A 21,214-nucleotide genomic window follows, 5' to 3' on the forward strand; every position below is an offset into this window, starting at 1 on the left:
AACGCACCCTGCACCATGCTCACCGCACCCCTCGACGACCTGCTCGCGGGCCGAGACCGCCGCCTGCTGCCACCGCAACATCGCGCGGGCTCGGGGCGTAGGCGAGGCTGGAGATCCGGGCCTCGACGACCTCGAGGCCGGCGATCGGGATCCGTGTCGCCACCTCCGCGAAGACCGCCTTGGCCGTGTCGGCCACCTGCCAGACGATGATCGCGGCGATGTTCACCGGGTTGCCGTCGGCGTCGTTGACCTCGAGCTCGTTGGTCTCCAAGTTGCGCACCTTCACCGACACCTTGCGCGGGTGACCAGCGGAAGGGTGATCTGCGGACCTTCTTTGCGCAGGGTTCCCTCTGTAGCGTCCGAAGAGCTGCACCACCCGTGGCTCGCGGGTGTCGACAACGACCAGTCTTGATACCGCCGGCCCGGACGGGGGTTCGACCCCTCAACCAACGACGGAGCTGGACCAACGACGAGCTCAGACGTTGTAGCCGATCGCCCGCAGCTGGTCGCGTCCCTCTTCGGTGATGTTGTCCAGGGTCCACGGCGGCAGCCACACCCAGTTGATCTCGACCGAGTTGACCAGGCCGTCCAGCGCCATCTCGGTGTCGAACTCGAGCCGGTCAGTGAGCGGGCAGGTGGGCGAGGTGAGAGTCATGTCGATGGTGCAGTTGTTGTCGTCGTCGAGGTGGATGCCGTAGACCAGCCCCAGGTCGACGACGTTCACCATCAGTTCGGGGTCGACGACGTCGCGCATCGCCTCGGTCAGATCCTCCAGCGTCGGCCGGGCCGACGGGGGCGCGGTGCTGTCGGGAAAGGTGTCGTCCACCAGATCGGACGGCCGCAGCTCGCTCATGATGACTCCTTCGTTGTCGCCAGTGCCTGGGCGGCGGCGTCCTTGAACGCCGACCAGCCGAGCAGGGCACATTTCACCCGGGCCGGGAATTTGGCCACCCCGATGAACGCGATCGCGTCCTCCAGGCGGTCCTCGTCGGGTTCGATCTCGCCCCGACTGTGCATCATCTCGGTGAACTCCTCGTGCAGGGCGAGCGCCTCGGGCACGGTCTTGCCGATCACCAGATCGGACATCACCGAGGTGGACGCCTGCGAGATCGAGCAGCCGACCGCCTCGTAGGAGACGTCGGCGATCCGCTCGCCGTCCAGCGCCACCCGCAGCATCACCTCGTCGCCGCAGGTCGGGTTGACGTGGGTCACCTGGGCCCCGTACGGGTCGCGCAGCCCGCTGTGATGCTTGGCGCGGTAGTGGTCCAGGATGATCTCCTGATACATCGCCTCGACGCTCACGCCGCCCTCCCGAAGAAGTCTCTGGTATACACCAGCGCGTCGACCAGCTGATCGATCTCGCGTTCCAGGGTGTACAGGTAGAACGACGCCCGCGTGGAGGCCGTGATGCCCAGCCGTTCGTGCAGCGGACGCGCACAGTGATGGCCACCCCGGACGGCGACGCCGCGGGAGTCGAGGAAGGTCATCACGTCGTGCGGATGGACATCCAGGCCGTCGCGGGTCGCCAAGGTGAACGAGACCGCCCCGCCGCGGCCTTCAGGACCGACCGCGGTGGTGCCCAGAATGCGCACGCCCTCGATCTGGGCCAGGGCATCCAGCGCGTAGCCGGTGATCGCCCTCTCGTGGGCGGCGACGTCCGCCATGCCCAACTCGTGCAGGTATTCGGCGGCCGCGCCCAGCCCGACCGCTTCGGCAATCGGCGGGGTGCCGGCCTCGAACCGGTACGGCGGCGGGGCGAACGTCGAACCCGACATCCTGACGATCTCGATCATCTCGCCGCCACCGAGGAACGGCGGCAGTTCGGCGAGCAGGTCGTAGCGTCCCCAGAGCGCGCCGATGCCGGTCGGACCGACCATCTTGTGTCCGGTGAAGGCGACCAGGTCGGCGCCCAGGTCGACCACCGACGTGGTGAGCTGCGGCACGGCCTGCGAGCCGTCCACCACCATCACCGCACCGACGGCGTGCGCCTGCGCGGCGATCTGGCTGATCGGGTTGATCGTGCCCAGCACATTCGAGGCCCAGGCCAGCGACACGATCTTGGTGTTGCCGTTGATCAGGTTCTCGGCGGACGCTTTGGCCAGGTCGAGCCGTCCGTCGTCGGTGATGTCGAACCAGCGCAGAGTGGCCCCGGTGCGGGCGCAGAGGAGCTGCCAGGGCACGATGTTGGAGTGGTGCTCCATCACCGAGATGACCACCTCGTCGCCCGGCTTCAATCCAGCGCCCAGTGAGTGGGCGGCCAGGTTGAGTGCCTCGGAGGCGTTCTTGGTGAACACCACCTCGTCGGCGCGGGCCGCACCGATGAACGCGGCGACCTTCTCGCGTCCGCCTTCGTAGGCCGCGGACGCCTCGGCGCCCAGCACGTGCATGGCCCGTGCCACGTTCGCGTTGTGCCGCTCGTAGTGGTCGACCATCGCGTCGATCACCACCTGCGGCTTCTGCGAGGTGTTGGCCGAATCGAGGTAGGCCAGCGGATACTCCCCCACCCGACGGTCCAGGATGGGGAAGTCTCCGCGAATCAGTTCGACGTCGTAGCTCACGACTTCTCCTGTCGTCGGCGCGGAGCCTACCCTCAGTTGGCGGCGGCCGCGGCCTTGACGAACCGCTCGTAGCCCTCGACCTCGAGGTTGTCGGCCAGCTCGGGGCCGCCCTCCTCGGCGATCCGGCCGTCCACGAAGACGTGCACGAAGTCGGGCTTGATGTAGTTCAGGATCCGCGTGTAGTGGGTGATCAGCAGGACGCCGCGATCGCCTTGGGCGTGGTACCGGTTGACTCCCTCGGAGACGATCCGCAGCGCGTCGATGTCGAGGCCGGAGTCGGTCTCGTCGAGGATCGCGAAGCCGGGGTTGAGCAACTCCAGCTGGACGATCTCGTTGCGCTTCTTCTCGCCACCGGAGAACCCCTCGTTGAGCGAGCGGGCCGAGAAGGTCTGGTCGAGGCCGAGCCGGTCGAGCGCGGCGTTGACGTCCTTGACCCAGGTGCGCACCTTGGGCGCCTCGCCGTCCAGGGCGGTCTTGGCGGTGCGCAGGAAGTTCGCCACCGAGACGCCGGGCACCTCGATCGGGTACTGCATGGCCAGGAACAGGCCGGCGCGGGCCCGCTCGTCGACGGTCAGCGTGGTCAGCTCGACATCGTCGAGCTTCACCGAGCCGCCGGTGATGGTGTACTTCGGGTGACCCGCGATGGCGTAGGCCAGGGTCGACTTGCCGGAGCCGTTGGGGCCCATGATGGCGTGCACCTCGCCCGAGCTGACGGTGAGGTTGACCCCCTTGAGGATCTCCTTCGGGCCGGATTCGGTCTGGACGTCGACGCGCAGATCGGTGATGGACAGTGTGGACATTCGGGTTCAGTTCTCCTGATTGATCGGGTTGTCGATGTCGACGTAGATGTCGGTGCCGTCCAGCCGCACGGGGTAGACGGGCACGGGTTCGGTGGCCGGCAGTTCCAGCGGGACGCCGGTGCGCAGGTCGAAGCGGGAGCCGTGCAGGTAGCACTCCAGGGTGCAGCCGTCGACGTCGCCGTCGCTGAGCGGGACCTCGGCATGACTGCAGACGTCCTGGATCGCGAAGACGCCCTCGTCGGTGTTCACCACGGCCACCTCGGCGTCGCCGCCGAGGTCGACCGCGATGGCGGAACCGACAGGGATCTCGTCGATGGTGGCGGCATGCCGGAAGGTCATTCGTAGGCTCCCATGGTGACCGAGAGCTCGCGCTCGACGGCCGCCATCATGTGCTCTTCGACCTCGGGGACGCCGATCCGGCGGACGATGTCGGCGAAGAAGCCGCGCACCACCAGCCGACGGGCGTCGGACTCGGAAATGCCGCGCGAGCGCAGGTAGAACAGCTGCTCGTCGTCGAAGCGTCCGGTGGTCGAGGAGTGCCCGGCACCCTCGATCTCGCCGGTCTCGATCTCCAGGTTCGGCACCGAGTCGGCACGGCAGCCGTCGGTGAGCACCAGGTTCTTGTTCGACTCGTAGGTGGAGATGCCCTCGGCCACCTTGCGGATCAGCACGTCGCCGATCCAGACCGAGCGGGCGCCCTCACCCTGCAGCGCGCCGCGGTAGTCGACGTTGGAGTGGGTGTGCGGGGCGTTGTGGTCGACGAACAGCCGGTGCTCGATGTGCTGCCCGGCGTCCACGAAGTACAGCCCGAACTGCTCCAGCGAACCGCCGGGGCCGGCGAACCGCGCGGTCTCGGCGAGCCGGACGACCTTGCCGCCCAGGCTGACGGTCACGGTGCGCACCTCGGCGTCCCGGCCGACCAAGACGCTGTGGTGACCGCCGTGCACGGCGTCGTCGGCCCAGTCCTGGATGGACACGAAGTTCACCTTCGCGCCGTCGCCGACCAGGACGTCCACCTTGGTCGCGTAGCTGGCGGAGCCCTCATGGCGCAGCAGGATGGTGCCCGTGGCGTGGGCGCCCACCTTGAACACGACGTGGCCCCAGACGTGCTGCCCGGTGCCGGTCAGGGTGATGCTGACCGGTTCGGTGAGTTCGGCGCCGGGGGCGATCTCGACCACCCGTGCGCCGCCGGAGCGGGCGGCGGCCAGCACCGAGACCCGGTCGATCGGGGCCTCGGCGACCAGGGCGCGGGCCTGTTCGGTGCTCACCGTGTGACTGTTGGCACCCTCCGGCAGGGACTCGTCCCATTGCAGGTGGGCGTCGCTGGGCGCGTCGGTCAGCAGCGAGCCGATCCGGCGCAGCGGGGTGAACCGCCAGATCTCCTCCTGGCCCTTCGGGTAGGGGTGATCGTCGATCGCGAACGACGGGGTCGGGTGGAGGTGCGATTCCAGAGCCTCCACGGCCTCCATCACGGGTGCGGCCATCAGCCGACGGCTCCTTCCATCTGCAGTTCGATCAGGCGGTTCAGTTCCAGCGCGTATTCCATCGGCAGCTCGCGGGCGATCGGCTCGACGAAGCCACGGACGATCATCGCCATCGCCTCGTCCTCGCCCATCCCGCGCTGCATCAGGTAGAACAGCTGGTCGTCGCTCACCTTGGACACGGTGGCCTCATGGGCCAGCGACACGTCGTCCTCGCGGACGTCGACGTAGGGGTAGGTGTCGGAGCGGCTGATGGTGTCGACCAGCAGCGCGTCGCACTTCACCGAGGACGCCGAATGGTGCGCGCCCTCCTGCACCTGCAGCAGGCCGCGGTAGGACGAGCGTCCGCCGCCGCGGGCCACCGACTTGGAGATGATCGACGACGAGGTGTGCGGGGCGCAGTGCACCATCTTCGAGCCGGCGTCCTGGTGCTGGCCCTCGCCGGCGAAGGCGATGGACAGGGTCTCGCCGCGGGAGTGCTCGCCCATCAGGTAGACGGCCGGGTACTTCATGGTGACCTTGGAGCCGATGTTGCCGTCGATCCACTCCATGGTCGCGCCCTCTTCGCAGGTGGCGCGCTTGGTGACCAGGTTGTACACGTTGTTCGACCAGTTCTGAATGGTCGTGTAGCGCACCCGGGCGTTCTTCTTCACGATGATCTCGACCACCGCCGAATGCAGCGAGTCAGAAGAGTAGATCGGCGCGGTGCAGCCCTCGACGTAATGCACGTACGAGCCCTCGTCGGCGATGATCAGCGTGCGCTCGAACTGGCCCATGTTCTCGGTGTTGATCCGGAAGTAGGCCTGCAGGGGAATGGTGACGTGGACGCCCTTCGGCACGTAGACGAACGAGCCGCCCGACCACACCGCGGTGTTCAGCGAGGCGAATTTGTTGTCGCCCACCGGAATGACCGTGGCGAAGTACTCCTGGAAGAGCTCCGGGTATTCCTTCAGGCCGGTGTCGGTGTCGAGGAAGATGACGCCCTGGCGCTCCAGCTCTTCGTTGATCTTGTGGTAGACCACCTCGGACTCGTACTGGGCGGCGACGCCGGCCACCAGCCGGGCCTTCTCAGCCTCGGGAATGCCGAGCCGGTCGTAGGTGTCCTTGATGTCGGCCGGCAGGTCGTCCCAGGTCTGGGCCTGCTTCTCGGTCGAGCGGACGAAGTACTTGATGTTGTCGAAGTCGATCTCGCTCAGATCGGCACCCCAGGTGGGCATCGGCTTGCGGTCGAACAGCTTCAGCCCGCGCAGCCGGGTGTTCAGCATCCACTCGGGCTCGTTCTTCAAAGCGGAGATGTTGCGCACGACGGACTCGTTCAGACCGCGCTGCGCGCCAGCGCCGGCGACGTCGGAGTCGTGCCAGCCCCACTGGTAGTTGCCGAGCGCCTGCAGGTGCTCTTCCTGGGTTGCCCCCAGGCCGGGGGCCTGCGGTGCAGTGGTCGTCATGAGGCGGCCTTTCTATTCGGATGGTCGGACGGCTTCACCGGCCGCGGGACGTGGGTGGTGCACACCCCGTCGCCGTGGGCGATGGTGGCCAGCCGTTGGACGTGGCTATCCAGGAGCTGGGCGAAGACACGGGTCTCGGCCTCGCACAACTCGGGGAACTCGGCCGCCACCAGGGCGACCGGGCAGTGATGCTGACACAGCTGTTTGCCGGTGGCGACGGGATGAGCCGAAGCCACGTAGCCGGCGTCGTTCAACGCCTTGACCAACGCGTCCGCGGGGTTGTCGTATTCCCCGCGGAGCTCGTTGAATCTGGTCTCGATGCCGGCGACGAATTCCTCGGCGAACCGCTGGATGCCGTCCGGGCCGAGGGCGTTGCGGACGAAGCCGAGTGCGTCGATGGCCAGCGTGTCATAGGCATGCGGGAACTCCGCGCGCCCCGCGTCGGTGAGTTCGAACACCATGGCCGGACGGCCCCGGCCGCGGGCCCCGTAGACCCGCTGCTGGCGCGAACTCAGGTGGCCGACGCCGATCAGCACCGACAGGTGCCGCCGGACGGCTGCGGGGGTGAGATGCAGCCGTTGGGCCAGTTCGGACGCCGTGGACGGGCCGTGCTGCAGGATGGACCGGGCGACGCGAGCCCGGGTGGACGCGTCGGACTCGGCCACCGGCGAAACGCCGGATTTGTTGACCGCTTCCTTTTTCACAAGATCATTCTTGTCGAATCCGCGCTGGGGTCAAACTTCTTAGGATGGCCTAACTGTCGGCCCGGCGTCAGGCGGGGTTCGGCGTCCCGCAGGCTGATACGGCAATCTACTCACCACAGGCCGATCTTGTGAAACCCCCTCGTCGCCGGTCGAGGCCCGCCGCCGCTGGTCGAGCCCGTCGAGGCCCCGGCCCCCGTCGTCCCGTGGGCCGCCCGGACGGCCGGCCTCCAGGATGCGCAGATACAACGCCGCCGAGGGTTGCTCCTTGCCTGTTGCGTAGCTGGACAGCCCAGCAGGCCGACAGGGTTGCGATGGCGCCCCCCGAGACCGCGACTCCGAGCGTCATCCCTCCCGATGCCGGACGTCCGTCGGCGGTGCCGCCGCAACCCTGCCTGTCTGCGCCAGGCCGGGCTACCTACGGCAGCCCGGCCAGAGGGGGAACAGATCGCACCAACCCATGGTTCCCGGCGGGCTGGGGGTCACCCCCACCACCACCGACGTCGCCGTCAGCACGGCGACCACGTGTGGGACAAGCACGCGAGCGACGCCGCCGACACGTCGTTGAGGCTTTAGCATGGGCCTGACGCTCTCAAAACGATTCGCTGGACACACCACCTCGCGCGTCAGACCGTCTGATCGTCGCATCGGATCGACGCGAATTCGGACTTTCGTACAGTCACTAAGTTGCAAAGACTGTCCAGATCGGCAGTAGCCTGCCGACAACGGCGGCGCGAAGGGGTTGGATATCGCCATGCGCTTCACCGGAATTCAGCGACTGCTCGTCGGTGGCGCACTCGATCTCGTGCTGACCGGGTTCGTCGCCCTGCTCAGCGTGCTGGTCGGGCTGAACTTCGGCGAGCCGGTCGGGGTGGCCGTCGACCTCGCCGCCTGCACGGCCGCCGCCCTGACCGTCCGCTGGCCCCGGCTGGCCGGCACCGCGCTGGGCGTCGTACTACTGATCTATCTGACCGCGCCCGAGCCGTGGGCCGAGACCGGCGAGTACGCGGCGCTGATCCCGGTGCTCGGCGCCGGCATCCGCAACCAGCCGCGCCAGCGGATGTGGCTCACCGCCTGCTATCTGTCGATCCTCACCGTCCGGCAGCTGATCGGCTACCCCGACGACCTGACCGGCCTGATCAGCGCCCTGGTCTGGGCCATGCTGTTCGCCCTGGTGTGGCTGCTGGGCGGTGCGATCGCCGCGTTCCAACGGGCCGAGGAGCAGACCCGCATCGCCGCACTCGCCCAGCAGCGCCTCGGGCTGGCCCGCGACCTGCACGACACCGTCGCACGCAGCCTGGTCCGCGCCGCCCGGCACGCCCACCGTGCCGCGGCCGAGCAGGACGCCACCCAGCTGGGAGCGATCGCCGACGAGGTCGGCAAGGCCGCCGGACAGCTCCGCTGGGTGCTCGGGGCGCTCCGCGACTCCGATTCCGGGACGACATTGAACTCGGAAGGCTCATTTGCCGTCGCGGTACGCGACAGCATGGAACAGTTGAGGGTGCGTGGATTCCAGGTGACCACCTCGATCGAGGGCAGCCTCGACGATGTGCCCGCGCAGGCCGGCAGCGTGCTGGCCGAGATCGTGAAGGAGGCCGCCGCCAACGTGGAACGACATGGCGCCGCCGGACGGCCCTGCACACTCGTGGTGAGCATCGACGACGCCGCCGCCGACCTGGCCCTGATCAACGAGGTCGACGAGACCGGCAGCCGGTCGAGTTCGACCCGTCCGCTCGGCCTGCTGGGCGCCGCCGAACGGCTGGCGCTGGTCGGCGGACAGCTGGAGGCCCGCCAGGAGGGCACCCACTGGATCACGCGCGCCACGGTCCCGATCGCGGGCCGGCCATGACCCGTGTGATCATCGTCGATGACGATTTGTTCGTCCGGACGACGCTGGCCAGCGAACTCGGCGCGCGGCCCGATCTCGTCGTCCGCGGCACCTATCAGTCGGGAACGGACGCCGTCGCGGCCCTGCCCGTCGACCGTCCGCACGTCGCACTGGTCGACGTGGTGATGCCCGACCCGGACGGCCCCGAGACCACCCGGCTGCTGCGCGCCACGTCCCCGGAGACCCAGGTGCTCGCGCTCACCTCGCTGACCGACCCGCAGGCGGCGTCCGCGATGCTGCAGGCCGGGGCACTCGGATTCCTGCCCAAGGACCTCGCCCCCGAGGCGATCGCCCACGCCGTCCAATCCGCCCGGCACGGGCTGGCGGTCCTCGGCGGTGCCGGGACCGCGATGGTCGAACGGCGCAACCGCGTCGCCCTCGCCGAACTACTCAGCCCCACCGAGCGGCAGATCCTGTCACTGATCCGGCAAGGCCGCACCACCGAGCAGATCGCCAGCGAGGTGTACCTCTCCCCCTCCACGGTCAAGTACCACGTCACCGCGCTGATGGCCAAGCTGGGTGCCACGAACCGGGTCACGCTGGCCGTCCGGGCCGTCGAACTCGGCCTGCTCTGATCGTCCGGACAGGGCGTCCACCGCCGACGACTTCTGAGCCGTCATATGCTGAGCCGGTGATCCCCTCGTACGCGCTGGAGCTGGACGGGGTCATCGTCAACCTCGGCGGACGCCGGGTGCTGGACGGGCTGTCCTGGACGGCCGCCACCGGCGAGCTGACCGCGCTGCTCGGCCCCAACGGGGCCGGCAAGACCACGGCCCTGCGCTGCGTCACCGGCCTGCTGCACCCGGACACCGGCCACGTCCGGGTGTTGGGCGGGTCGCCCGGCGGAGCCAACGAACGGCTCGGCCTGATGCCGCAATCGGTCGGCGCCTGGTCGGCGGTCCGGCCCGGCGAGCTGCTGCGCTACCTGGCCGGCCTCTACCCCGACCCGGTCCCGGTGGCCGAACTGGTCGCATCGCTGGCCCTAGCGCCGCTGCTGAACCGGCCCTACCGGCGGCTGTCCGGCGGCGAGCAGCAGGCCGTCAACCTGGCCGGCGCGCTGATCGGACGCCCCGAGCTGGTGCTGCTGGACGAGCCGACCGCCGGAATGGACCCGCATGCCCGGCGACGCACCTGGGACGTCATCGCCGGGCTCCGCCAGCGGGGCGTCTCGGTGCTGCTCACCACCCACGACATGGACGAGGCGGCCCGACTCGCCGACCGGGTCTGGATCATGGACGCCGGACGGGTCACCGTCTCCGGGACCGTCGCCGAGCTGACCGCCGAGGCGTCCCTGGAGGATGTCTTCCTGCGCAATACCGGAGGAACCCGATGAACCCGTCGCGGGTGCTGCGGCATGCGGCGATGGAGCTGCGAATGCTGCTGCGCAACGGCGAACAGCTGCTGCTGGCCTTCGCGATCCCGCTCGGGCTGCTGATCGGCGGGATGGCCTGGGGTACCGGCTTCGGTCTTGACCTGGCGACCTTCCCGGCCTCGGTGATCGCTGTGGCGACCTGGTCGACGGCGTTCACGGCCGTCGCCGTGGCCACCGGCTTCGAGCGTCGCTACGGCGTCCTGGAACGCCTGGTGGCCACGCCGCTCACCCGTGCCGACCTGATCGCCGGCAAAGCGCTGGCCGCGACAGCCCTGGTGGCGATCCAGGCGGTGCTGCTGGTGCCGGTGGGGCTGGCCTGCGGGTGGCGTCCGGTCTGGACGGCGGCGGGCTCGTTCGGCGCGCTGATCGCCACCGTCTTGGCCATCGCCGCCTTCGCGGGCCTGGGGCTGCTGCTGGCCGGCACCCTGAAGGCCGAGGTGACGCTCGCGCTGGCCAACCTGATCTACCTCGCCGGGCTGGCGGTGGGCGGCCTGATCGCCGACCAGCCGCCCTGGCTGCCCACGGCGGCGCTCGGCGCGGCGCTGCGGGCGGCGGCCGAAGGGGCCTTCGCCCCGCTCGCGTTGCTGGTCCTAGCCGCATGGGCGGCCGTCCTGACCCAGATCGCACGAAAGGCGTTCCGATGGACATCCTGAGCGGCCCGCGAAGCCTGCGGCGGTGGGCGGTGGCGAACCTGATCGCCAACATGGTGATCGTCTGGACGGGGGCGCTGGTCCGGTTGACCAAGTCGGGGCTGGGCTGCCCGACCTGGCCGCAGTGCGACGCCGAATCCTACGTTCCGCAGGGCGAGGCGGAATGGCACGCCTTCATCGAGTTCGGCAACCGGACGCTGACCTTCGTGCTGATCGCCATCGCGCTCGGCACCGCGATCACGGTGTTCCGCACCGTCCGCGGCCGGCGCATCCGGGTGCTGTCCATCGTGATCGGGCTGGGCATCGGCTTCCAGGGGGTGATCGGCGGGCTGACCGTGCTCACCCAGCTGAACCCGTGGGTGGTCGGTCTGCACATGGTGCTGTCGGTCGGCCTGATCGTGGCCTGCGTCACCCTCGTGCACGACGCCTTCGCGGTGCGTCCGGTGCCGGCGCCACGCCTGCTCTACCTGGGCACCCAGACGGTCTTCTGGCTGTCGCTGCTGATGATGTATCTCGGCACCGTGGTCACCGGCGCCGGGCCGCACTCGGGCGACGGAGCCGCGCAGCGCAACGGCTTCGGTCTCAGCGAGGTCGCCAGGGTCCATTCCGTCACCATGTGGATCACCCTGGCCGTCACGGTGTGGCTGGCCTACGCCGCCCGCGGCGTCCGGCGGATTCAGCGGGCCGCGTTCCTGGTGATCGGCTGTGCCGTGCTGCAGGCGGTGATCGGCTACACCCAGTACTTCAATCATCTGCCGATGGGCGTGGTGTTCGCGCACATGGTCGGCACCACGCTGTACACGGTCGCGATCAGCCACCTGTGGCGCTCGGCGGCACCCGCCGACCGGGGTCAGAAGATCAACGGATCGACCGCGGCGGCCAGGAAGACCACCGCCAGGTAGGAGTTCGACAGGTGGAACAGCCGCATCGGCTTCAACGCCGCCTCGGTCATCCCGGCCCGCGCCCGCACCAGTAGCTGAATCGACTCGACGATCATCGCCACGCCGCAGACGATCGCCACCGCCGGGTAGAGCCAGCCGGTGTGCGCGACGGGCCACAGCACCAGGCTGACCGCGACCGTGATCACCGTGTAGACCAGGATCCGCCAGGCCACCGCCGGCGGCGCCATCACCACCGGCAGCATCGGCACATGGGCCTGCCGGTAGTCCTCCTGGTAGCGGAAGGCCAGCGCCCAGGTGTGCGGCGGCGTCCAGAAGAAGACGATCGCGAACAGCACCAGAGGCGGCCAGTCAATGCTGCCGGTGACCGCCGTCCAGCCGATCAACGGCGGGAAGCAGCCGGCGATGCCGCCCCAGACGATGTTCTGCGAGGTGCGCCGCTTCAGGCCCATCGTGTAGACGAAGACGTAGTAGGCGTTCGCCGTCATGGCCAGGGACGCCGACAGCCAGTTGGCGCCGAAGCCGAGGGTGACCGCGGCCAGCACGCCGAGCACCGCGCCGAAGGTGTAGGCCCGGGCCGGCGGCACGCTGTGCTGCGCCATCGGACGACGCCGGGTGCGGCGCATCTCGGAGTCGATATCGGCGTCCAGCACCGAGTTGAAGACGTTCGCCGAGCCGGCGGCCAGCGTGCCGCCGACCAGCGTCCAGATCACCTTCTGCCATTCCGGCACGCCACCGGCGGCCAGGAACATCGCGGGTACGGTGGTGACCAGCAGTAGCTCGATGATCCGTGGCTTGGCCAGTGCGACATAGGCCCGCAGGGAGCCCGAGGCCGCAGCGTTCACCGCCGGCGCCGATGAGTGCATCCCCGTCGTCTCCTCCTCGCTCGGATCGCGAGCAGTCTAGCCCTTCCCGGCCGTACAGGAACACGGCCGCCACTAGAGTGCCCATGGACCGACGCCCGATCCGGGCCAGCCGTTACGAACAGGAGTTGATGGTGATGAATGATCGTCTGAAGGCTTTGGCGGACGCGGGGGTGAGCATCTGGCTCGACGACCTCTCGCGGGCCCGGCTGACCAGCGGGAATCTGGCCGAGAAGATCGCCGAGGATTCGGTCAGCGGTGTGACCACGAACCCGACGATCTTCGCCGCCGCGTTGACCAATGGCGCCGACTACGCCGACCAGTTGCGCTCGCTGGGCGATGTCGATGTCGACACGGCGATCAAGCAGCTGTGCTCGACCGACGTCCGGAATGCCTGCGAGCTGTTCGCCGACGTGTACGCGGCGTCGAAGGGGTACGACGGCCGGGTGTCGATCGAGGTCGCGCCGACGCTGGCCAACGACACCGACGGCACCATCGCACAGGCGGCCGAGTTGCATGGCCTGGTCGGCCGGGAGAACGTGCTGATCAAGATCCCGGCCACCAAGCCGGGCCTGCCGGCGATTCAGGCGTCCATCGCGGCCGGGATCTCGGTGAACGTGACGCTGATCTTCTCCGAGGACCGCTACCGCGAAGTGATGGAGGCCTACCTGTCCGGTCTGGAAGAGGCGGACGCCGCGGGCCGCGACCTGTCCACGATCCATTCGGTGGCGTCGTTCTTCGTGTCACGGGTGGACACCGAGGTCGACAAGCGGCTGGCTGCCGCCGGCCGGACCGATCTCCAGTCGAAGACGGCGATCGCCAACGCCCTAGTGGCCTACGGCGCGTTCGAGGAGGTGTTCGGCTCCGACCGGTTCGCCGCATTGCGGGCCAAGGGCGCCAACGTGCAGCGTCCGTTGTGGGCGTCCACCGGCACCAAGGACCCGAACCTGCCGGACACCCTGTACGTGACCAATCTGGTCGCCGACGGTGTGGTCAACACCATGCCGGAGAAGACCATGGACGCCTTCGGCGACCACGGCGAGATCGGTCCGTCGATCGTCGGGCAGGCTGCCGCCGGCCGGGCGGTGCTCGACGAAGTGGTCGCCGCCGGGGTCGATCTCGACGACGTTTACCAGGTGTTGGAGGACGAAGGCGTGGAGAAGTTCATCGTTTCCTGGCACGAGCTTGTCGCATCGGTCGAGAAGGCAATTGCCTCCGTCAAGTGATCCGCGCCACGATGGCCCGGTGACCGAACCCAACACGTCCGCCAATCCCCTCCGCGATCCGCAGGATCGCCGGCTGCCCCGGATCGCCGGGCCCTGCGCCCTGGTGCTGTTCGGGGTGACCGGCGACCTGGCCCGCAAGAAACTGATGCCGGCGGTCTACGACCTGGCGAACCGGGGTCTGCTGCCGCCCGGCTTCGGGCTGATCGGCTTCGCCCGGCGCGACTGGGACGGCGAGGACTTCGCCAAGATCGTCCACGACTCGGTCAAGGAGCGGGCCCGGACGCCGTTCCGCGAAGAGGTCTGGAAGCAGCTGCTGGAGGGCATCCGGTTCGTCTCGGGCACCTTCGACAGCGACGAGTCGTTCCTGCTGCTGAAGGAGACCCTGAAGGAGCTTGACGAAAGCCAGGGCACCGGCGGCAATCACGCCTTCTACCTGTCGATCCCGCCCAAGGCGTTCGACCAGGTGGTCTCGATGCTGTCCAAGCACGGCCTGGCCAAGCGCGACACCAAGGACGCCTGGAGCCGGGTGGTGATCGAGAAGCCATTCGGTCACGACCTGGCCAGCGCCATCGAGCTGGAGCGCCGGGTGTCGTCGGTGTTCCATTCCCAGTCGGTGTTCCGGATCGACCACTATCTGGGCAAGGAGACCGTGCAGAACATGCTGGCGCTGCGCTTCGCCAACCAGCTGTTCGAGCCGATCTGGAACCGCAACTACATCGACCATGTGCAGATCACCATGGCCGAGGACATCGGCATCGGCGGCCGGGCCGGCTACTACGACGGTGTCGGCGCGGCCCGCGACGTGATCCAGAACCACCTGCTGCAGCTATTGGCGCTGACGGCGATGGAAGAGCCCACGTCGTTCGACGCCGATCAGCTGCGGGCCGAGAAGCGCAAGGTGCTGGCGGCGGCCCGTGCCCCCCGTGACATCGCCGCGCACACCGCTCGCGGGCAGTACCTGGGCGGCTGGGCCGGCGGCCGGAAGGTGCTCGGCTATCTGGAGGAGGAGGGCATCGACCCAGCCTCGCAGACCGAGACCTACGCGGCGATCCGGGTCGACATCGACAACCGGCGCTGGGCCGGCGTCCCGTTCTATCTGCGCTCGGCGAAACGGATGCCGCGCAGGGTCACCGAGATCGCGCTCAACCTGCGTCCGGCACCACACCTGCCGTTCAGCCAGACCGACACCGAGGCGCTGGGCAGCAACGCCCTGGTGATGCGAATCCAGCCCGACGAGGGCATCACCCTGCGGTTCGGCGCCAAGGTGCCAGCCACCCTGATGGAGATCCGCGACGTCACCATGGACTTCGCCTACGGCACCTCGTTCGCCGAATCCAGCCCCGAGGCGTACGAACGGCTGATCCTGGACGTCCTGCTCGGCGACCCGCCGCTGTTCCCGCAGCACGAGGAGGTCGAGCTGTCCTGGAAGATCCTCGACCCGATCCTGGACTTCTGGGCCGAGCAGAACACCCAACCCGAGGGCTACCCGTCCGGCTCCTGGGGTCCGCCGTGCGGCAAGGCCATGCTCGCCCGCGACGGCTTCGTCTGGCGCCGACCCTAGGAGAAGAGCTCTCATGATCATCAACGTTCCGGACACCACCGCCACCGGCATCCACATGGCCTTGGTGAAGGCCCGACACAGCATCGGCGTCGCCTCGTCCATGGTCTTCACCATGATCGTGATCGCCGAGGGAAAGTACTACGACCGTGCCCTGGAAGCCTGCGAGGACGCCGGCCGCGAGCATCCGTCCCGGATCATCCTGGTCAGCAACGGCGAGGCCGACGGCGACCACGTGGACGCCGAGATCCGGCTGGGCGAGGAGGTCCCCGGCGAGATCATCTCGCTGCGCTTCCACGGCGAGCTGACCGAACACCGCGCCTCCGTGGTGCTGGCCCTGCTGCTGCCCGACTCGCCGGTGGTTGCCTGGTGGCCGGGCAGCGCGCCCGACAAGCCCGGCGAGGACCCCCTCGGCCGGCTGGCCAGCCGGCGAATCACCGACGCGATGGGGTCGTCCCATCCGCTGGCCGCGATCGAGCGCCGGGCCCGCAACTACTCCCCCGGCGACACCGACCTGACCTGGACCCGGCTGACGCCGTGGCGGGCGCTGCTGGCGTCCGCACTCGACTCGTACCCGGCGAAGATCACCTCGGTATCGGTGGAGGCGGCCCCCAACAACGCGGCCAGCATGCTGCTCTCGGCGTGGCTAGAGGACCGGCTGAAGGTACGGGTCGATCGCCGCGAAGGCACCAAGGGCATCGGGGTCACCAACGTCACCCTGGGCACCACCAAGGGCGACATCGTGATCGCACGGGAGGACGGCCGGATGGCCACCTTCTCGGCCCCCGGCCTGCCCCGCCGACAGGTCGCGCTGCGCCGCCGCGAACTGAATGCGCTGATCACCGAGGAGTTGCGCCGGCTGGACGTGGACGACATCTTCGCCTCGGCGATGGGGGTGCTGGTCGATCGCTGCGAGCGGCGTGACGCCGAGAAGGCGACACAGACGTGAACGATCAGGTCCTGCGGTTCTCCGGAGCCGAAGACCTGGCCGAGCAGGCGGCGACCCTCCTGGTTTCACGGATCGTCGCCGTCCAGGCCGATCCCGAGCGGGTCGTCCACATCTGCCTGACCGGTGGCCGGATCGCGCAGCGGATCTACGAGGGCTTCGGACGCCGGGTCGAGGGTTCTGGCATCGACCCGGGCCGGCTGGAGCTGTGGTGGACCGACGAACGGTTCACCTCGACCGACGACCCGGCCCGGCATGCCGGCGTCGCGCTGGCGATGCTGGCCGGCCAGTTCGCGCTGGATCCGGCCCGCACCCACCCGATGCCGGCCGCCGACGGGGTGGCGGACGCCGATGCCGCGGCCGCGACCTACGCCAAGGAACTCGGCGATGTGGTCTTCGACGTCTGCCTGCTGAGCATCGGCCCCGAGGGCCATGTGGCGAGCCTCTTCCCCGGACATCCGTCGTTCGACCCGCAGACCACCCAGACCGTGATAGGGCTCACCGAATCGCCCAAGGGCTCCGACGACCGGATCTCGCTCACCGTGCCCACGCTGTGCCGCTCACGCGAGGTCTGGTTCCTGCTCAGCGGGCCCGACAAGGCCGACGTCGCCACCGAAGCGCTGGACGGTTCCCCGGAGATCCCGGCAGGCGTCGTCCGGGGCGCCGACGACACTCTGTGGTTCATCGACCGGGACGCCGCCGCCGCGCTCCCCTGGTTCCGCTGCTCCCTGTAGGCACGCGGCCGGCGCAGTTCTCGCCGAGCCCGACCACCCGCCGTCGTCGCACGTCCGGGGACGGTTCTCCTACGTTCGAAATTCGCACCTCCGGGGACGGTTCTTCGGCATTCGTAATTCGCACGCCGAAGAACCGTCCCCGCATCGTCGAAAATCGCACGCGAAAGAACCGTCCCCGAAAGTTCGGGGACGGTTCCTTTTCGGTTCAAACCTCGCTGGTACGGGTCAGTAGATGACCTCGCCGGCGGCGCGACGGGCCCGCAGGCCCTCCAGCGCCTCGCTCAGGATGGCGGCCGCCTCGGCATCGCTACGGCGCTCCTTCACGTAGGCGAGATGTGTCTTGTAGGGCTGGATCTTCGGCGGGGGCGGTGGGTTCTCCGAATCGAGATTCGCCGGCAGCCCGCACCGCGGGCAGTCCCAGGTCTCGGGGACCACCGCGTCGGCGGCGAAGGCGGGACGGGTCTCATGCCGGTTCGAGCAGAAGTACGAGACATACAGCCGAGGCGCGGAATCGCCGCGCTCGGCCTCTCCCATCGGCCCGGCACCAACCCGGCTACCCCGGATCGCGCTACCACCAACCACGTGTTTCTCCTTGTCTGATCGCCCAACGCTGGGCAGGGGGAATGTCAGAGCGTGCCGTATTCGGGGAAGAACCGGTAGAGCACCAGCAACCCGAAGATGGTGGCAAGCCAGACCAAACCGATGATCACGGTCAACCGGTCGAGCGTGCGCTCCGCCGCCGACGACCCACCCATCGAGGTAGACATGCCACCGCCGAACAGATCCGACATGCCACCGCCACGCCCCTTGTGCAGCAGCACGAAAAGGGCGAGCACCACACTGGTCAGGATCAGCACGATCGACAGGGTCAGAATCGGCCACGTCAACATGGGCACAACAATCACAGGGTGAATCCTAACCTACCCACTCCACCGTTCCGGCCGGAGCCGGACGGCGATCAGGCGTGCCGGTAGAAGGTGACGATCTTGGCGAACTCACCGGCGTCCAGGCTGGCACCGCCGACCAGCGCGCCGTCCACGTCCGGCTGCGCCATGATGTCGACGGTGTTGCTGGACTTCACCGAGCCTCCGTACTGGATGCGGACGGCGTCCGCCGCCTCTTGACCGACCAACTCGGCCACCCGGACGCGGATCGCGCCGCAGACCTCCTGGGCGTCTTCAGGGGTGGCCACCTCGCCGGTGCCGATCGCCCAGACCGGCTCGTAGGCGATCACCAGGGAGCCGACCTGATCGGCGCTCAGCCCGGCCAGGCACTTGTCGACCTGGGCCAGCACGAACGGCACCTGGTTGCCCGCCTTGCGGACATCGAGCTTCTCGCCGACGCAGACGATCGGGGTCATCCCGGCGGCCTGCACGACCTTCGTCTTCTCGTTGATCAACTCGTCAGTCTCGCCGTGGTAGTCGCGGCGCTCGGAGTGACCGATCACCACATAGGCGCAGTTGAGCTTGGCCAGCATGGCGGCCGAGATCTCACCGGTGTAGGCGCCGGAGGCGTGCACCGAGACGTCCTGGGCGCCGAACTTCAGCGGCAGCTTGTCGCCTTCGATCAGCGTTTGCACGGTGCGCAGGTCGGTGAACGGCACGATCACCGCCGCCTCCGACTTGCTCGCGTCGTACTTCAGGTCGTCCAGCGTCCAAGCGAGTTTCTGGACCAAGCCGGTGGCCTCGACGTGGTCGAGGTTCATCTTCCAGTTGCCGGCCATGATGGGCGTGCGCGCCATGTCAGTTGCCTTCCTCGAGCACCGCGATGCCCGGCAGTTCTTTGCCTTCCAGATACTCCAGCGAGGCTCCGCCGCCCGTGGAGATGTGCCCGAAGGCACTGTCGTCGTGGCCGAGTTCACGTACCGCGGCCGCGGAGTCACCGCCGCCGACGACGCTCAGGCCGTCGACCTCGGTGAGTGCCTGGGCGACCGCTGCGGTGCCCTTGGCGAGTTCGGAGATCTCGAACACGCCCATCGGGCCGTTCCAGACCACCGTCTTGGCCGACTTGATCGCGTCGGCGAACAGCTTCTCGGATTCGGGGCCGATGTCGAGGCCCATCTTGCCGGCGGGGATCGCGTCGGCGGCGACCACCTCGACCGGACCGTTGACGGTCCGCGCGGCAAAGTCGGCACCGTCGGCGATCCGGACGTCGACCGGAAGCAGGATCTGCTTGCCCTGCGCCTCGGCCGTCGCCAGGTAGCCCTGGCAAGTCTCGATGCTGGCCTCGTCGAGCAGCGACGAACCCACCTGGTAGCCCTTGGCGGCCAGGAAGGTGTAGGCCATGCCACCGCCGACCACCAGGGTGTCGGCGAGCTTCAGCAGGTTCTCGATGACCGCCAGCTTGTCAGCCACCTTCGCCCCGCCCAGGACGACCACGAACGGCCGGTCGGGGTCGGAGAGCACCTTGGAGAAGACGTCGACCTCTTTCTTCACCAGGGTGCCGGCGGCATGCGGCAGCAGCTTCGCCACGTCGTAGACGCTGGCCTGCTTGCGGTGCACCACGCCGAAGCCGTCGGAGACGAAGACGTCGGCCAGCGCGGCCCACTTCTGCGCCAGCGCTTCGCGTTCGGTGTCCACCTTGGAGGTCTCGCCCGGCTCGAACCGGACGTTCTCCAGCAGCGCGATCTCGCCGTCGGCAAGGCCGGCGACAGTCGCTTCGGCGCCCAGCCCGGCGGTGTCGGAGGCGAGTTTGACCTCGGCTCCGATCAGCTCGCCAAGCCGCTTCGCCGCCGGGGCCACCGAGTACTTCGGCTCGGGGGCGCCCTTGGGTCGGCCGAGGTGAGCCAGCACGATGACCTTCGCGCCGGCGTCCTTCAGTTGGGTCAGGGTCGGCAGCGCCGCCCGGATCCTTCCGTCGTCGGTGATCGTCTCGCCGTCGAGCGGGACGTTGAAATCGCAGCGGATGAGTACCCGCTTGCCCTTCAGATCACCAAGATCCTGTACTGACTTCACCTTCGGCCTCTCCTGTGTCGAACTATCGGGTGGTGTTACCGAGATCAGAGCTTCGAGCCGACCAGGACGGTCAGGTCGACAAGGCGGTTGGAGTAGCCCCACTCGTTGTCGTACCAGCCGACGACCTTCACCTGGTCGCCGATCACCTTGGTCAGACCGGCGTCGAAGATGCAGGAGTGCGGATCGGTCTCGATGTCCTTGGACACGATCGGATCCTCGGTGTAGGCCAGGATGCCCTTCAGCGGGCCCTCGGCGGCAGCCTTGATCGCGGCGTTGATCTCCTCGACGGAGGTCTCCTTGCCGGCCTGGAAGGTCAGGTCGGTGGCCGAACCGGTCGGGGTCGGGACGCGCAGCGCGTAGCCGTCGAATTTGCCCTTGAGCTCCGGCAGCACCAGGGCAACAGCGGCGGCGGCACCGGTCTTGGTCGGGACGATGTTCAGGGCGGCGTTGCGGGAACGACGCAGGTCGCCGTGCGGGCCGTCCTGCAGGTTCTGGTCGGCGGTGTATGCATGCACGGTGGTCATCAGGCCACGGACGATGCCGACGGTGTCGTTGAGCACCTTGGCCATCGGGGCCAGGCAGTTGGTGGTGCAGGACGCGTTGGAGATCACCGTGTCGGTCTCGGGGTTGTAGTCGCCCTCGTTGACGCCGACGACGACGGTGATGTCCTCGTTCTTGGCCGGGGCGGAGATGATGACCTTCTTGGCGCCGGCCTCGACGTGGGCCTTCGCCTTGGCGGCGTCGGTGAAGAAGCCGGTCGACTCGATCACGATGTCTGCACCGATCTCGCCCCAGGGCAGGTTCTTCGGGTCGCGCTCGGCGTACGCCAGGATCTTGTGCCCGTTGACCGTGATCGACTCGTCGTCGTAGCTGATCTCGCCGGGGAAGCGGCCCAGGATCGAGTCGTACTTGAGCAGATGGGCCAGCGTCTTGTTGTCGGTCAGGTCGTTGACGCCGACGACCTCGATGTCGGCTCCGGACGCCGTCAGCGCGCGGAAGTAGTTCCGACCGATGCGACCGAAACCGTTGATACCAACCTTCACCGTCATGTGATGGTTCCCCTTCGTTGAGAGATTTGCCCGCGCTCGACGCACAAGCAAGGGTGGACGTCCAACACTCTATAGAAAAAGGTCCGCATG

24 protein-coding genes are annotated in these 21,214 nt (G+C 68.4%); 9 read left to right on the forward strand and 15 right to left on the reverse strand.

Translation table 11 applies throughout. The features are described 5' to 3' along the window. Window positions 1–19: 19 nt before the first annotated feature. The 9 genes from QM619_RS15040 to QM619_RS15080 form a co-directional block, all read right to left on the reverse strand. Window positions 20–376 (reverse strand): SPFH domain-containing protein, encoded by a 357-nt coding sequence (locus QM619_RS15040; RefSeq protein WP_415110446.1) that lies wholly within the window; start codon window positions 374–376, stop codon window positions 20–22. A 99-nt stretch (window positions 377–475) separates the two neighbouring features. Further along, window positions 476–853 carry a metal-sulfur cluster assembly factor gene (locus tag QM619_RS15045; RefSeq protein WP_415110449.1) on the reverse strand — a complete coding sequence of 126 codons (378 nt, stop codon included), beginning with the start codon at window positions 851–853 and terminating at the stop codon, window positions 476–478. Further along, a complete protein-coding gene (sufU, locus tag QM619_RS15050; protein ID WP_415110452.1) occupies window positions 850–1,302 on the reverse strand; it encodes a Fe-S cluster assembly sulfur transfer protein SufU in 453 nt (150 codons plus the stop codon). The genes QM619_RS15045 and sufU overlap by 4 nt, the downstream gene beginning before the upstream one ends. Then, window positions 1,299–2,558, reverse strand: a complete 1,260-nt coding sequence (locus tag QM619_RS15055) for an aminotransferase class V-fold PLP-dependent enzyme (RefSeq protein ID WP_415110455.1) — start codon at window positions 2,556–2,558, stop codon at window positions 1,299–1,301. The genes sufU and QM619_RS15055 overlap by 4 nt, the downstream gene beginning before the upstream one ends. A gap of 32 nt (window positions 2,559–2,590) precedes the next feature. Then, window positions 2,591–3,358, reverse strand: coding sequence for a Fe-S cluster assembly ATPase SufC (sufC, locus tag QM619_RS15060; RefSeq protein WP_415110457.1), 768 nt, complete (start codon window positions 3,356–3,358; stop codon window positions 2,591–2,593). A gap of 6 nt (window positions 3,359–3,364) precedes the next feature. Then, the gene (locus tag QM619_RS15065; protein WP_415110460.1) at window positions 3,365–3,697 is read right to left on the reverse strand and encodes a non-heme iron oxygenase ferredoxin subunit; all 333 of its coding nucleotides are present in this window, start codon (window positions 3,695–3,697) and stop codon (window positions 3,365–3,367) included. Continuing rightward, a complete protein-coding gene (gene sufD / locus QM619_RS15070) occupies window positions 3,694–4,842 on the reverse strand; it encodes a Fe-S cluster assembly protein SufD (RefSeq protein WP_415110462.1) in 1,149 nt (382 codons plus the stop codon). The genes QM619_RS15065 and sufD overlap by 4 nt, the downstream gene beginning before the upstream one ends. Beyond that, window positions 4,842–6,284, reverse strand: coding sequence for a Fe-S cluster assembly protein SufB (gene sufB / locus QM619_RS15075; RefSeq protein ID WP_415110465.1), 1,443 nt, complete (start codon window positions 6,282–6,284; stop codon window positions 4,842–4,844). Before sufB ends, sufD begins: the two co-directional genes overlap by 1 nt. Beyond that, entirely contained in the window at window positions 6,281–6,988 is a 708-nt protein-coding gene (locus QM619_RS15080; protein ID WP_415110468.1) for a helix-turn-helix transcriptional regulator, read from the reverse strand. The genes sufB and QM619_RS15080 overlap by 4 nt, the downstream gene beginning before the upstream one ends. A 751-nt stretch (window positions 6,989–7,739) precedes the next feature. On the opposite strand from QM619_RS15080, the gene QM619_RS15085 reads away from it, so the two are divergent. From QM619_RS15085 to QM619_RS15105, 5 genes are read left to right on the forward strand one after another with little or no spacing between them, the layout of a single operon-like run. Then, window positions 7,740–8,834, forward strand: a complete 1,095-nt coding sequence (locus QM619_RS15085) for a sensor histidine kinase (protein WP_415110471.1) — start codon at window positions 7,740–7,742, stop codon at window positions 8,832–8,834. Then, entirely contained in the window at window positions 8,831–9,448 is a 618-nt protein-coding gene (locus QM619_RS15090) for a response regulator transcription factor (protein ID WP_415110474.1), read from the forward strand. The genes QM619_RS15085 and QM619_RS15090 overlap by 4 nt, the downstream gene beginning before the upstream one ends. A 59-nt stretch (window positions 9,449–9,507) precedes the next feature. Beyond that, complete coding sequence (locus tag QM619_RS15095) at window positions 9,508–10,206, forward strand: ABC transporter ATP-binding protein (protein WP_415110821.1); 699 nt, start codon at window positions 9,508–9,510, stop codon at window positions 10,204–10,206. Continuing rightward, the gene (locus QM619_RS15100) at window positions 10,203–10,898 is read left to right on the forward strand and encodes an ABC transporter permease (RefSeq protein WP_415110477.1); all 696 of its coding nucleotides are present in this window, start codon (window positions 10,203–10,205) and stop codon (window positions 10,896–10,898) included. The genes QM619_RS15095 and QM619_RS15100 overlap by 4 nt, the downstream gene beginning before the upstream one ends. Continuing rightward, window positions 10,886–11,797 (forward strand): COX15/CtaA family protein, encoded by a 912-nt coding sequence (locus QM619_RS15105; RefSeq protein WP_415110480.1) that lies wholly within the window; start codon window positions 10,886–10,888, stop codon window positions 11,795–11,797. The genes QM619_RS15100 and QM619_RS15105 overlap by 13 nt, the downstream gene beginning before the upstream one ends. Here the strand turns inward: QM619_RS15105 and QM619_RS15110 are convergent. Continuing rightward, on the reverse strand, window positions 11,746–12,660 hold the full coding sequence (locus tag QM619_RS15110; protein WP_415110483.1) for a heme o synthase: 915 nt from the start codon (window positions 12,658–12,660) through the stop codon (window positions 11,746–11,748). The two genes, QM619_RS15105 and QM619_RS15110, sit on opposite strands and share 52 nt — an antisense overlap. A gap of 134 nt (window positions 12,661–12,794) precedes the next feature. Between QM619_RS15110 and tal the strand changes: the two genes are divergently transcribed. The 4 genes from tal (at window position 12,795) to pgl (ending at window position 17,121) form a co-directional block, all read left to right on the forward strand. Continuing rightward, entirely contained in the window at window positions 12,795–13,883 is a 1,089-nt protein-coding gene (gene tal, locus QM619_RS15115; RefSeq protein WP_415110824.1) for a transaldolase, read from the forward strand. A gap of 82 nt (window positions 13,884–13,965) precedes the next feature. After that, entirely contained in the window at window positions 13,966–15,444 is a 1,479-nt protein-coding gene (zwf, locus tag QM619_RS15120; protein ID WP_415110827.1) for a glucose-6-phosphate dehydrogenase, read from the forward strand. Between the two features lie 13 nt (window positions 15,445–15,457). Continuing rightward, complete coding sequence (locus tag QM619_RS15125; protein WP_415110485.1) at window positions 15,458–16,390, forward strand: glucose-6-phosphate dehydrogenase assembly protein OpcA; 933 nt, start codon at window positions 15,458–15,460, stop codon at window positions 16,388–16,390. Continuing rightward, window positions 16,387–17,121 (forward strand): 6-phosphogluconolactonase, encoded by a 735-nt coding sequence (gene pgl / locus QM619_RS15130; protein ID WP_415110488.1) that lies wholly within the window; start codon window positions 16,387–16,389, stop codon window positions 17,119–17,121. Before QM619_RS15125 ends, pgl begins: the two co-directional genes overlap by 4 nt. A gap of 225 nt (window positions 17,122–17,346) precedes the next feature. Here the strand turns inward: pgl and QM619_RS15135 are convergent, their stop codons facing one another. The 5 genes from QM619_RS15135 to gap all read right to left on the reverse strand — a co-directional run bounded on the left by QM619_RS15135 (window position 17,347) and on the right by gap (window position 21,124). Next, complete coding sequence (locus QM619_RS15135) at window positions 17,347–17,703, reverse strand: RNA polymerase-binding protein RbpA (protein WP_415110491.1); 357 nt, start codon at window positions 17,701–17,703, stop codon at window positions 17,347–17,349. 44 nt (window positions 17,704–17,747) lie between these two features. Further along, the gene (gene secG, locus QM619_RS15140) at window positions 17,748–18,011 is read right to left on the reverse strand and encodes a preprotein translocase subunit SecG (protein ID WP_415110494.1); all 264 of its coding nucleotides are present in this window, start codon (window positions 18,009–18,011) and stop codon (window positions 17,748–17,750) included. A 68-nt stretch (window positions 18,012–18,079) separates the two neighbouring features. Then, window positions 18,080–18,862 (reverse strand): triose-phosphate isomerase, encoded by a 783-nt coding sequence (tpiA, locus tag QM619_RS15145; RefSeq protein WP_415110497.1) that lies wholly within the window; start codon window positions 18,860–18,862, stop codon window positions 18,080–18,082. Between the two features lies 1 nt (window position 18,863). Beyond that, the gene (locus QM619_RS15150) at window positions 18,864–20,075 is read right to left on the reverse strand and encodes a phosphoglycerate kinase (RefSeq protein WP_415110500.1); all 1,212 of its coding nucleotides are present in this window, start codon (window positions 20,073–20,075) and stop codon (window positions 18,864–18,866) included. Between the two features lie 44 nt (window positions 20,076–20,119). Then, window positions 20,120–21,124 carry a type I glyceraldehyde-3-phosphate dehydrogenase gene (gap, locus tag QM619_RS15155; protein ID WP_415110503.1) on the reverse strand — a complete coding sequence of 335 codons (1,005 nt, stop codon included), beginning with the start codon at window positions 21,122–21,124 and terminating at the stop codon, window positions 20,120–20,122. Window positions 21,125–21,214 lie beyond the last annotated feature (90 nt).

The sequence above is a fragment of the Micropruina sp. genome, from assembly GCF_047606665.1.
Lineage (GTDB): Bacteria > Actinomycetota > Actinomycetes > Propionibacteriales > Propionibacteriaceae > Micropruina.

Bases quoted from the DNA above. Each gene is read 5' to 3' on its own strand.
- QM619_RS15045 (WP_415110449.1), bottom strand. From the start codon at position 853: ATGAGCGAGCTGCGGCCGTCCGATCTGGTGGACGACACCTTTCCCGAC.
- QM619_RS15090 (WP_415110474.1), top strand. From the start codon at position 8,831: ATGACCCGTGTGATCATCGTCGATGACGATTTGTTCGTCCGGACGACG.
- QM619_RS15125 (WP_415110485.1), top strand. From the start codon at position 15,458: ATGATCATCAACGTTCCGGACACCACCGCCACCGGCATCCACATGGCC.
- QM619_RS15065 (WP_415110460.1), bottom strand. From the start codon at position 3,697: ATGACCTTCCGGCATGCCGCCACCATCGACGAGATCCCTGTCGGTTCC.
- gap (WP_415110503.1), bottom strand. From the start codon at position 21,124: ATGACGGTGAAGGTTGGTATCAACGGTTTCGGTCGCATCGGTCGGAAC.
- tal (WP_415110824.1), top strand. From the start codon at position 12,795: ATGAATGATCGTCTGAAGGCTTTGGCGGACGCGGGGGTGAGCATCTGG.
- QM619_RS15105 (WP_415110480.1), top strand. From the start codon at position 10,886: ATGGACATCCTGAGCGGCCCGCGAAGCCTGCGGCGGTGGGCGGTGGCG.
- QM619_RS15100 (WP_415110477.1), top strand. From the start codon at position 10,203: ATGAACCCGTCGCGGGTGCTGCGGCATGCGGCGATGGAGCTGCGAATG.
- tpiA (WP_415110497.1), bottom strand. From the start codon at position 18,862: ATGGCGCGCACGCCCATCATGGCCGGCAACTGGAAGATGAACCTCGAC.
- sufB (WP_415110465.1), bottom strand. From the start codon at position 6,284: ATGACGACCACTGCACCGCAGGCCCCCGGCCTGGGGGCAACCCAGGAA.
- sufC (WP_415110457.1), bottom strand. From the start codon at position 3,358: ATGTCCACACTGTCCATCACCGATCTGCGCGTCGACGTCCAGACCGAA.
- QM619_RS15110 (WP_415110483.1), bottom strand. From the start codon at position 12,660: ATGCACTCATCGGCGCCGGCGGTGAACGCTGCGGCCTCGGGCTCCCTG.
- QM619_RS15085 (WP_415110471.1), top strand. From the start codon at position 7,740: ATGCGCTTCACCGGAATTCAGCGACTGCTCGTCGGTGGCGCACTCGAT.
- secG (WP_415110494.1), bottom strand. From the start codon at position 18,011: ATGTTGACGTGGCCGATTCTGACCCTGTCGATCGTGCTGATCCTGACC.
- sufD (WP_415110462.1), bottom strand. From the start codon at position 4,842: ATGGCCGCACCCGTGATGGAGGCCGTGGAGGCTCTGGAATCGCACCTC.